Source organism: Brevundimonas sp., assembly GCF_032107865.1.
Taxonomy (GTDB): domain Bacteria; phylum Pseudomonadota; class Alphaproteobacteria; order Caulobacterales; family Caulobacteraceae; genus Brevundimonas.
The window spans coordinates 1-10737 of sequence record NZ_DAMCNG010000086.1 but is presented as its reverse complement, the minus strand read 5'-3'; the positions used below and the strand labels follow the sequence as shown (position 1 = coordinate 10737).

Sequence of the window (10737 nt, the reverse complement as noted above, 5' to 3'; positions counted from 1 at the left end):
CCGCCAGTATGCCGACGCCGACCACCAGGGTCGCCGCCACGACGCGCGGCGACATGTCCAGACGGCCGATCTCGGCCGCGCGGCCGGACGGAGCGCCGCGCGCGCCGCCCTTGCCCGAAGACTGTCGCCGACCGCCGCGCACTACCGCGGGCATGAGGCGTCCTCCACCATCCAACGAACCAATTCGCGATAATCCATACCGACAAAGGCCGCCTGCTCGGGGACGAGCGAGGTCGGGGTCATGCCGGGCTGGGTATTCACCTCCAACAGAACGAGAACGTCGTTAACATCGTCATAACGGAAGTCGGCGCGGGAGACGCCTCGGCACCCCATGGCCGCGTGGGCCAGCTCAGCCTGACGTAAAGCCTTGTCAAAAACGTGCGGCGGCAGCTCAGCGGGCAGGACGTGGCGCGATCCGCCGGGCGCGTATTTGGCCTCGTAGTCGTAAAAGCCCTTGGTCGGTGTGATGTCGGTGATGGTCAGGGCGCGCGGGCCGGTCGCCTCGCCGATCACGCTGACCGCCAGTTCCTTGCCGGGAATGAAAGGCTCGACCATCACCTGATCGCCATAGGCCCAGTCGTCGGCGCCGACCTCGGCCACCGGGCGGTTGGCCCCTTCGCGCACCAGGAAGACGCCGACGGAAGAGCCTTCGGCGTTCGGCTTGACCACATAGGGCGGGTCGATGACGTGGCGCGACGCCACTTCGTGACGGTCGAACAGACCGCCGCCGGGCACGATGACGCCGGCCGCCTGCAGCACGGCCTTGGACTTGTCCTTGTCCATCGCCAGGGCCGAGGCCAGGACGCCGGAGTGGGTGTAGGGAATCTTGAGCGTCTCGAGGATGCCCTGAACGCAGCCGTCCTCGCCCCATTTGCCGTGCAGGGCGTTGAAGACGACATCGGGCTTCAGCGCCGTCAGCACCTGGGCCAGATCGCGTCCGGCGTCGACGCGCGTAACCTTGCCGACCTGTCCCTCAAGCGCATCGGCGCAGCCGCGACCCGAAGACAGCGAGACCTCGCGTTCCGACGACAGGCCGCCCATCAGGACAGCGACATGGAGGGTGTTCAGGGGCGTACGCATGGCGACATCCGAAGACTAGCCCACCCCTATGCCCTGAATACGGTTAACCGGTTGGAAACGATCCGGGGTCGTGGAAGGAAATTCGTCACCTTTCGCCCCTCTCCCGATGGGAGAGGGCTTGAGCCTCCAAGAGCGCAGCGATTGGCAAAGGCGAAAGGGTGAGGGTTCGCGTTATCAGAAAGTGGCGCGACGGCTCACGCCGACTGACAGGACAAGCCCCTCACCCTTTCGCGCCAGAACGATCGCCTTCGGCTCTCGTGCGCTCAAGCCCTCTCCCGCCGGGAGAGGGTTATTTCCGCCCGATCCGCTTGATCTCCCAGTTCAACTGCACGCCGGTCTTCGCCAGCACGTCGGCGCGGACGGCTTCGCCCAGCCCCTCGATGTCGGCGGCGGTCGCCTCGCCGGGGTTGATCATGAAGTTGGAGTGCAGCTCGCTGAACTTGGCGCCGCCGCCCCCATGCGGTGCAGGCGCGGCGTGCAGCTTGCCGCGCCAGCCCGCGTCGTCGACCAGCTTCCACGAGGAATGGCCGTCAGGGTTCTTGAAGGTCGAGCCTCCGGTCTTCTCGCGGATCGGCTGGGTCTTTTCGCGACGCTCGGTGATCTCGCTGATCCGGGCGGCGACGGCCTCGGGCGCGTCCGACCGTCCGCGATAGGTCGCCTCGATCCAGATGATGTCGGCCGGGGCGTTGGAGTGGCGATAGGTATAGCCGAAATCGGCCAGGGCCAGTTCGACCCGCTCGCCCTTGCGGTTCAGGCCCCAGGCGGACACCAGAACGTCCTTGGTCTCCGAGCCGTAGCAGCCCGCATTCATCGTCAAGGCGCCGCCGATCGAGCCGGGGATGCCCGCATAGAACTCCAACCCCGTGATGCCCGCCTTGGCCGAGGCGCGCGCCACCATGCTGTCCAGCGCGCCCGCGCCCGCCGTGACCGTGACGCCGTCGGTCGTCACCTGCCCCCAGGCGCGGCCCGCCAGCCGGATCACCACGCCCTCGACCCCCCCGTCGCGCACGATCAGGTTCGAGCCCACGCCGATCACCGTCACCGGCACGGCTTCGGGCAGGACCTTGAGGAAGTCGGCCAGATCATCGGCGTCCGCCGGAATGAACAGGGCCTCCGCCGCCCCGCCCACGCGGAACCAGGTGTAGGGGCCCAGCGGCTCGTTCAGCAGCAGCTTGCCGCGCACGTCAGGAAGAGCTTCAGTCCAGGTCGTCATTCAAATCTCATGCACGTCTGGTGTGCGATAAAGCTGCGATGCCCCGATCCACCCCCGCACGCAAGAGCCAGCGCCTTCTGTCGACGCTTCAGGAACCGCTGCGATCCATTCTGCTGATCCTCGTCATCACGCCGCCCAGCGTGTTCGGCATCGGCGCGGTCTGCATCGGCCTGCTGTTCGCCGCCGAGGCTGTCGGTCGCGACCTGACGTTCGAACAATCGTTGAACGGCGTCCTGACCGTCCTGATGGCTCTGGTTTTCCTGCCGCTGGCCCACGCCGGGAACTATCGCTGGTTCTGGCACATCGAAAAACGACGCATGGCGGGCGATTTCGTGCGCGGCGCGGCTATCCCCGACGCCTTTTCAGAACCAACCGAACCGCCGCCCGTCGCGCCGATCAGCCTTGGACAGCGAGCCTTCTACGCCCTGCTCTATCTGGCTGCGATCGGCCTTCTGCTCTTCGTCTACCTGCCGCTCGGCCATCAGGCGGTCATTCAGGATTTCATCGGCCGATATAGCGCAGGGCGAGCCTCTGCCGGGTCGCTGGCCGCCCTACTGACGGCCTGGCTGCCGCTGCTGGGCGGCATGGCGGTCGTCATGCTGCTCCTGGAAGGCGACATGAAGAAGATTCGATCAGGCCTGCTGGACCCGACCGAAACCCTGAGGCTTCAGGCGCGCGTCGAATGGCTCGGCGCCTTCGTCACGGCCTTCGCCATGACCAGCCTGTTCTGCTTCTTCATCGGCAGCATGATCGGCCGCTATCTGAGCTGATCCTCAGCCCAGCGCCTCCAGCTGCGCCGGCAGGGCGTAGGCCCAGCTGGTGATGTCGCCGGCGCCCAGCAGGACCACCAGATCGCCCGGCCTGGCCTCATCCTTGATGACGCGCGGCAGGACGGCGGCGTTCTCCAGCGCCGCGACGTGGCGGTGTCCGTAGCGGCGGACGCCCTCGACCAGGGCGTGCTTGTCGACGCCCTCGATCGGCTGTTCGCCCGCCGGATAGACGTCGGCGACCAGGACGCTGTCGGCGTCCGAGAAGCAGGTGGAGAAGTCCTCCATCAGATCGCGCAGGCGCGTGTAGCGGTGCGGCTGGACCACGGCGATGACGCGGCCGGTGTTGTCAGCGTTCTGCACCACCTGGCGCGCGGCCTTCAGCACGGCGGCGATCTCGACCGGATGGTGGCCGTAGTCGTCGATGACCCGCACCCCATGGGCCACGCCCGTGGTGGTGAAGCGGCGCTTGACCCCGCCGAACCCGGCCAGGCCCGCACGGATGGCGTCATCGTCCACCCCGATCTCGCGCGCCACGGCGATGGCCGCCAGAGCGTTGGAGACATTGTGCCAGCCCGCCATCGGCAGATGCAGGTTCTCGATGCGCGCAGGCTCTTCCAGCGCGGCCATGCCCTGCCCCTGGATCACCACGTCGAAGCGCGAGCCGTCCGGGTCCATGCGCACATTGTCGGCGCGAACCATGGCCTGAGGGTTCAGGCCGTAGGTGACCAGACGGCGGTTGTCGATCTGGGCCGCCAGCTTCTGCACCTCCGGGTGATCCAGGCAGACCACGCCGAAACCGTAGAAGGGAATGTCCTCGATGAAGTCGCCGAACGCCTTCTTCACCGCGTCGAAGTCGCCGTAGTGGTCCAGGTGCTCCGGGTCGATGTTGGTGATGATCGCGACCGTGCATTTCAGGCGCAGGAAGGAGCCGTCGCTCTCATCCGCCTCGACCACCATCCAGTCGCCGTCGCCGACCTTGGCGTTGGTGCCATAGGCGTTGATGATGCCGCCGTTGACCACCGTCGGGTCCAGCGAGCCGGCGTCCAGCAGGGCCGCGACCATGGAGGTCGTCGTCGTCTTGCCGTGGGTGCCGCCGACGCCGATCGAGAATTGCAGGCGCATCAGCTCGGCCAGCATCTCGGCCCGGCGGACCAGAGGAATGCGGCGCTCGCGCGCGACGACCAGTTCCGGGTTCGCGGCCTTGACCGCCGTGGAATAGACCACCGCCGAGACGCCCTCGGTCACATGGGCGGCGTCGTGGCCGATGTAGATGCGGGCGCCCAGCTTCTCCAGCCGCTCGGTGTTGGCGCTGGCCTTGGCGTCCGAGCCCTGCACCTGATAGCCGATCTTCAGCATGATCTCGGCGATGCCGCTCATGCCGATGCCGCCGATGCCGACGAAGTGGACAGGCCCGAGGGCGAACGGAACGGGGCGAAGACGACGGATCATCTTCGCCCCATAGCTCAAACAGGATGCGATTTGCACCATGCCTTCGCCAAGGTGAGCGGGTTTATACCGCCTGAACCTCAGCCCACCCGCGCCAGAAAGCATGCAGGGCCGCGATATCGCCGCTGCACAGCAAGGGCATGGCCTCGCCCAGCCGGGCGTCGTCCCAGCCCCACCACTTCATCTCCAGCAGCATGGCGATGCTGTCGTCGTCGAACCGCTTGCGGATGACCCTGGCCGGATTGCCGCCGACGATGGCGTAGGGCTCGACATCGCGCGTCACCAGCGCCCGCGTGCCGATCACGGCGCCGTCGCCGACCGTCACGCCCGGCATGATGATCGCCTCGCTGCCGATCCAGACGTCATGGCCGATGACCGTGTCGCCCGCCTTCTGGAAGGCGTCGATCGCCCCCGCGAAATGCGGAACCTCGGGCATGTAGAAGAAGGGGAAGGAGCTGGCCCAGTCGTTCCGGTGCCCCTGATTGCCGGCCATGATGAAGGCGGCGCCGCTGCCGATCGAGCAGAAGTCGCCGATGATCAACCGGTCCACGCCCGGCTCCGTCATCAAAAAGCGGGCGCAGTCGTCAAAGCCGTGGCCGTGATACCAGCCGGAATAATAGCTGTAGCGTCCGACGATGATGTTGGGATTGGTCACCAGATCGGACAGCAGTCGACCCTTGAACGGGCTTTCGAAAACCTGAGTCATGGAAATCTCTATGTGCGCGGCCGCAGCCGGTCAGCGCCGGGCGGCCTTGGAATTTTATCGAAGGGCATGAAGCGCGCAGCCTTGATGCGCCGGGCGAAACCGGATCGCACAGGGTGCGCCGCTCGGGGGTGTCAGGCCCGCACGGACGCTATCAGAAGAGTCTGACCGCCATTTCCATGCGGCGATTATGGTCCCGTTTCGCCGCAACGCAATCCACGCAATCGCCGCCGTGTGAATCTTGGTTACTTCGCCTTAACCGTAAGGATTCACCATAAGCCCCTCATCTGTCCGGGGCCGCTTTTCCATGTCCGAGTTGAAGACCGACGTCATCCTGCGTGGCGACTGCATCGAGGTGCTGAAGGGCCTGCCGGACAAGTCGGTAGATATGGTCTTCGCCGACCCGCCCTATAATCTGCAGCTGGGCGGCGACCTGCTGCGTCCCGACAACTCCAAGGTCGATGCGGTCGATGACGACTGGGACAAGTTCGACAGCTTCGCCGCCTATGACGCCTTCACCCGCGCCTGGCTGACCGAGTGCCGCCGGGTACTGAAGGACGAGGGCTCGCTCTGGGTCATCGGCAGCTATCACAACATCTTCCGACTGGGCTCGGCGATGCAGGACCTGGGCTTCTGGGTGCTGAACGACATCATCTGGCGCAAGTCCAACCCGATGCCGAACTTCAAGGGCACACGCTTCACCAACGCGCACGAGACCCTGATCTGGGCCGCCAAGTCGCGGGAGCAGAAGCGCTACACCTTCAACTATGACGCGCTGAAGGCCTTCAACGAAGACACCCAAATGCGCTCGGACTGGACCCTGGCCCTGTGCACGGGCGGCGAACGGCTGAAAGACGAGAACGGCGACAAGGCCCACCCGACCCAGAAGCCCGAGGCTCTGCTGCACCGCGTCCTGCTATCGGCCAGCCGCGTCGGCGACGTGGTGCTGGACCCCTTCTTCGGCACCGGCACGACGGGGGCGGCGGCCAAGCGTCTGGGTCGCCACTTCATCGGCATCGAGCGCGACGAGACCTACGCCAAGCTGGCCGAGAAGCGCATCAAGGCGGTCATCCCCGCCGCGCCGGAAGACCTGGTCGTCACCGGCTCCAAGAAGGCCGAGCCCAAGGTGCCGTTCGGCGCCCTGGTCGAGGCCGGGCTGCTGGCGCCGGGCGACAAGCTCTACTGCCCCAAGGGCGACCATGAAGCCCGTGTCCGCGCCGACGGTTCTCTGGTGTCCGGCGCTCTGACCGGCTCGATCCACAAGCTGGGCGCCCTCTTGGAAAACGCCCCGGCGTGCAACGGCTGGACCTACTGGCGCTTCAAGACGGACACGGGCCTGCGCCCCATCGACGCCTTGCGCGCCGAAATTCGGGCGGGAATGCAGTAAGGCGGCCGCTTCCCGCCGTCGCATAACCTACAGGCCGCGTTGAAGAATATCGTTCCAGCAACGCTGGAACCCGGCGATCCTGCGCGGATTGAGGTTTCAGCGTCGCGTCTTCACGCGACGCAGGAGCCTGCCATGAAGATCGCCCAAGTCACGCCCTTGTACGAGGCCGTGCCGCCCCGGCTTTACGGCGGCACGGAGCGCGTGGTCGCCCACCTGACCGACGCCCTGGTCGAGCTGGGTCACGACGTCACCCTGTTCGCCAGCGCCGAGGCGCGCACCCGCGCCCGCCTGATCCCCGTCAGAGACCAGGCCATCCGCCTGGACCCCGCCGAGCTGAAGTCCGATCTGGCCGCCCACATGAGCCAGTTGGCCGAGGTGCTGGACCGCGCCGACCGCTTCGACGTCATCCATTTCCACACCGACATGATCCACTTCCCCTTCTTCGAGGGATGGGCGGACAAGACGGTGACGACCCTGCACGGGCGGCTGGACCTGAAGGATCTCGCCCCGATCTATGAGCGCTGGACCGAATACGGCCTGGTGTCGATCTCGGACGATCAGCGCCGGCCCCTGCCCCACGCCAACTGGCGGGCGACCGTCCATCACGGCATGCCGGGCGATCTCTATCGCTTCTCGCCGCGATCGGAGGGTTATCTCGCCTTCCTGGGCCGCATCTCGCCCGAAAAGCGGCCCGACCGCGCCATCGAGATCGCGACCCGACTGAACAAGCCGCTGAAGATCGCGGCCAAGATCGACGCCGCCGACCGGGCCTATTGGGAAACGGAAATCGAACCCCTGGTGCGCGGCAATCCCCTGGTCGAGTTCGTCGGCGAGATCGGCGACGATCAGAAGTCCGCCTTCCTGGGCGGGGCCGAGGCCCTGCTGTTCCCCATCGACTGGCCCGAGCCGTTCGGCCTGGTGATGATCGAGGCCATGGCCTGCGGCACGCCCGTGATCGCCTTCGCCTGCGGCTCGACGCCCGAGATCGTCGAGGACGGGGCCACCGGCTTCCTGGTCTCGACCATGGACGAGGCGGTCGCCGCGACCGCCCAGGCGCATCGGCTGGACCGTGAGGCGATCCGCGCGCGGTTCGACCTGCGCTTCTCGGCCACGGCGATGGCGCGGCGGTATCTGGATGTCTACGCCGGCCTTCTGGCGCAGCGGCCGTTCGCGGCGCCGATGCGGACGATCGAAGAGGAGCGCAGCTTCGCCGCTCTGGCCTGACCCGGCAGGCCCGACGACGAACGCCGTTTTCATCTGAACTGAACCGCGCCCCGGCCGTTCGCTTGTGAGTTCAGCTGGGGGACGAACCGCAAGCGGAGACGCTTATGGACGACGCCTATTCGGTCCAGGCCACGGCCGCCGACACCAATGATCAGGACGGTCTCGAAACCCTGATGGCGCTGAAGGACGGCGACGCCTTCCTCGTCGCCGATCACTGGGGAGACGTGAAGGCGGGCGCTGACGGCCTGTTCGAGCGGGACACGCGGCTGCTGTCGCGCTTCGTCCTGACGGTCGGGCGGGCGCGGCCGTCGCGGCTCAGCTCGGGCGTGACCAAGGACAACGTCTTCTTCACCTGCCATTCCACCAACCGGCCCCTGCCGCCAATGGGCGGGCGCTCGGCCCCGGCGGGCGTGCTGCACCTGGAGCGGCGACGCTTCCTGTGGGACCGGCGGCTGTTCGAGCGGGTGCGCATGGTCAACCACGGCGTCGAAGACATCCTGCTGCCGCTGACGTTCGAGTTCGACGCGGACTTCGCCGACATCTTCCAGGTGCGCGGCACGGTGCGGCCCCAGCACGGCGAAATCCATCCGCCGGTGATCGACGGCCGGCGCGTCACCTTCAGCTACACCGGACTGGACGGGGTGAGGCGCACCAGTTGCCTGGCCTTTTCCGAACCGCCCGCCCGCCTCAGCGCCAACCGGGCCGAGTTCATGTTCAGCCTGCCGCGCGGCCGCAGTCTGGACCTGTTCGTCGAGTGCGGCCTGGACGCCTGCGAACAGCCGGACGAGACGCGCTGGCGCTGGCACGCCATCCTGGCGCGGCTGGCCATGCGGCGACGGCTGCGGCGCGGCGCCATCGTCGAGGGCGGGCGCAATCAGGGCTTCAACGACTGGCTGCGGCAGTCGCGCGCCGACATCGCCCTGCTCGTCACCGACCTGCCGACCGGCCCCTATCCCTATGCCGGGACGCCGTGGTTCTCGACCCCGTTCGGGCGCGACGGCATCATCACCGCCTGGCAGATGCTGTGGATCGATCCCGGCCTGGCCAAGGGGGTGCTGACCTATCTGGCCTCGCGTCAGGCGACCGAGACCAACGCCTTCATGGACTCCGCACCCGGCAAGATCATGCACGAGACGCGCGGCGGCGAGATGAGCGTGCTGGGCGAGGTGCCCTTCGGCCTCTACTACGGCGGGGTCGACACCACCTGCCTGTTCGTCGCCCTGGCCGGCGCCTACGCCAAGCGCACCAACGACTATGGGACCATCCGCGCGCTTTGGCCGAACCTGATCGCAGCGGCGAGGTGGATGAGCGACTACGGCGACAGCAACGGCGACGGCCTGATCGACTACGCCCGCGCGGCCGATACCGGCCTGTCGAACCAGGGCTGGAAGGACTCTGAAGACTCCATCTTCCACGCCGACGGCCGCTTTCCCAAGGGGCCGGTCGCCCTGCTGGAGGTCCAGGGCTACGCCTTCGCCGCCTGGAAGGCCCTGGCCGAGATGGGCGCCGTACTGGGCGACGGCCGCGCCCTCGAATGGGCCGCGCGGGCCGAGGCGCTGCGCGCCCTGGTCGAGGACCGCTACTGGATGGAGGACGAGGGCTTCTACGCCATCGCCCTGGACGGCGACGGGGAACAGTGCCGCGCCATCGCCTCCAACGCCGGGCATCTGTTGTTCACGGGCCTGCCCTCGCATGAGCGGGCGCGGCGGGTGACGCGGCGGATGCTGACGGCCGAGTTCCGCTCGGGCTGGGGCCTGCGCACCCTGGCCAAGGGACAGGCCCGCTTCAATCCGATGAGCTATCACAACGGCTCGGTCTGGCCGCACGACACGGCCCTGGCGGCGGCGGGCATGGCCCGTTACGGCGAGCGGCGGGCGGTCGCCATGCTGCTGGGCGAAATCTACGGCTCGGCCGCCCATTTCCAGATGCGCCTGCCCGAACTGTTCTGCGGCTTCGTGCGCGAGACGGGCGAGCCGCCCATCGCCTATCCGGTCGCCTGCCTGCCCCAGGCCTGGGCGGCGGGTTCGGTCTTCCTGATGATGCAGTCGGTGCTAGGCCTGAGCATCGACGCCGCCGAGGGCCTGGTCGAGGTCAACAACCCCGCCCTGCCCGCCGGGCTGGACCGGCTGTCGATCACGCGGCTGAAGGTCGGCGACGGGGTGATCGACCTGCATTTCCAGCGCCTGAACGGCCATGTCGTGGTCATGCCCCGCGAGCGTAGCGGGACGGTGAATTTGCGGGCGACGGGCTAGGCCCCCAGAGCCCGCTCCAGCGCCTTGCGAAACACCGTGGGCAGAGATGCAGCCGCCTCATCCTCCGGCGTCCAGATAAAGTCGCCCTCGCCCGTCGCCACATGCACCTCCAGCGTTAGGCTGAAGTGGGTGAAGACGTGCTCGACCGATCCAGCCGCGTCCCAGTCGCCCTCAACCGGCGGATCAAAGTCCGGCGACACGCCCCAGTCCGAGGTCGGCAGGCCCGCCATGCCGCCCAGCAGTCCCTTGTCCGGCCGCCGCACCAGGGCGACGCGCCCCGCTGCATCGGTCAGCACATAGGCGTGGCCGCGCCGATGCGGCCGCTCGGCCTTCTTCGTCTTCAGCGGATAGCGTTCAGGCGTTCCCGTCTTCAGCGCCTCACACCCGAAGGTCAGAGGACACTGATCGCACAGCGGCGACCGGGGTCGACAGACGCCAGAGCCCAGGTCCATCAGCGCCTGCGCCCAGTCGCCGGGCCGGTGATCATCCACGAACAGGGCGGCCAGGCGGCGCAGTTCGGGCCGGGCGGCGGGCAGCGGCGTCTCGACCGCGAACAGGCGGCTCATTACCCGCTCGACATTGCCGTCGACGACGTTGGCCGGCCGGTCGAAGGCGATGGCGGCCACGGCGGCGGCGGTATAGGCGCCCACCCCTGGCAGGGC

The 10737-nt window shown here is 67.6% G+C and carries 9 protein-coding genes; 4 read left to right on the top strand and 5 right to left on the bottom strand.

Annotated elements, in window-relative coordinates; translation table 11 throughout:
- Nucleotides 1-141: 141 nt before the first annotated feature.
- A complete protein-coding gene (locus tag RT567_RS08890; protein WP_313575873.1) occupies nucleotides 142-1080 on the bottom strand; it encodes a D-alanine--D-alanine ligase in 939 nt (312 codons plus the stop codon).
- Between the two features lie 289 nt (nucleotides 1081-1369).
- On the bottom strand, nucleotides 1370-2293 hold the full coding sequence (gene murB, locus RT567_RS08885; protein WP_313575871.1) for a UDP-N-acetylmuramate dehydrogenase: 924 nt from the start codon (nucleotides 2291-2293) through the stop codon (nucleotides 1370-1372).
- 38 nt (nucleotides 2294-2331) lie between these two features.
- Between murB and RT567_RS08880 the strand changes: the two genes are divergently transcribed.
- Entirely contained in the window at nucleotides 2332-3063 is a 732-nt protein-coding gene (locus tag RT567_RS08880) for a hypothetical protein (protein WP_313575869.1), read from the top strand.
- A gap of 3 nt (nucleotides 3064-3066) precedes the next feature.
- Here the strand turns inward: RT567_RS08880 and murC are convergent, their stop codons facing one another.
- The gene (gene murC, locus RT567_RS08875; RefSeq protein ID WP_313575867.1) at nucleotides 3067-4512 is read right to left on the bottom strand and encodes a UDP-N-acetylmuramate--L-alanine ligase; all 1446 of its coding nucleotides are present in this window, start codon (nucleotides 4510-4512) and stop codon (nucleotides 3067-3069) included.
- Nucleotides 4513-4573: 61 nt separating this feature from the next.
- A complete protein-coding gene (gene catB, locus RT567_RS08870) occupies nucleotides 4574-5215 on the bottom strand; it encodes a type B chloramphenicol O-acetyltransferase (protein ID WP_313575865.1) in 642 nt (213 codons plus the stop codon).
- Between the two features lie 304 nt (nucleotides 5216-5519).
- On the opposite strand from catB, the gene RT567_RS08865 reads away from it, so the two are divergent.
- From RT567_RS08865 to RT567_RS08855, 3 genes are all read left to right on the top strand, one after another.
- Nucleotides 5520-6599, top strand: a complete 1080-nt coding sequence (locus RT567_RS08865; RefSeq protein ID WP_313575863.1) for a site-specific DNA-methyltransferase — start codon at nucleotides 5520-5522, stop codon at nucleotides 6597-6599.
- A 132-nt stretch (nucleotides 6600-6731) separates the two neighbouring features.
- Nucleotides 6732-7823, top strand: a complete 1092-nt coding sequence (locus tag RT567_RS08860; RefSeq protein ID WP_313575861.1) for a glycosyltransferase family 4 protein — start codon at nucleotides 6732-6734, stop codon at nucleotides 7821-7823.
- A 104-nt stretch (nucleotides 7824-7927) separates the two neighbouring features.
- On the top strand, nucleotides 7928-10075 hold the full coding sequence (locus RT567_RS08855; protein WP_313575859.1) for an amylo-alpha-1,6-glucosidase: 2148 nt from the start codon (nucleotides 7928-7930) through the stop codon (nucleotides 10073-10075).
- Here the strand turns inward: RT567_RS08855 and RT567_RS08850 are convergent.
- Nucleotides 10072-10737: NUDIX domain-containing protein (locus tag RT567_RS08850; RefSeq protein WP_313575857.1), on the bottom strand; the 666-nt coding region annotated here is incomplete at its 5' end. The two genes, RT567_RS08855 and RT567_RS08850, sit on opposite strands and share 4 nt — an antisense overlap.

Coding starts and splice junctions, on each gene's coding strand:
- RT567_RS08860 (WP_313575861.1), top strand. CDS start 6,732: ATGAAGATCGCCCAAGTCACGCCCTTGTACGAGGCCGTGCCGCCCCGG.
- murC (WP_313575867.1), bottom strand. CDS start 4,512: ATGATCCGTCGTCTTCGCCCCGTTCCGTTCGCCCTCGGGCCTGTCCAC.
- catB (WP_313575865.1), bottom strand. CDS start 5,215: ATGACTCAGGTTTTCGAAAGCCCGTTCAAGGGTCGACTGCTGTCCGAT.
- RT567_RS08865 (WP_313575863.1), top strand. CDS start 5,520: ATGTCCGAGTTGAAGACCGACGTCATCCTGCGTGGCGACTGCATCGAG.
- RT567_RS08855 (WP_313575859.1), top strand. CDS start 7,928: ATGGACGACGCCTATTCGGTCCAGGCCACGGCCGCCGACACCAATGAT.
- murB (WP_313575871.1), bottom strand. CDS start 2,293: ATGACGACCTGGACTGAAGCTCTTCCTGACGTGCGCGGCAAGCTGCTG.
- RT567_RS08880 (WP_313575869.1), top strand. CDS start 2,332: ATGCCCCGATCCACCCCCGCACGCAAGAGCCAGCGCCTTCTGTCGACG.
- RT567_RS08890 (WP_313575873.1), bottom strand. CDS start 1,080: ATGCGTACGCCCCTGAACACCCTCCATGTCGCTGTCCTGATGGGCGGC.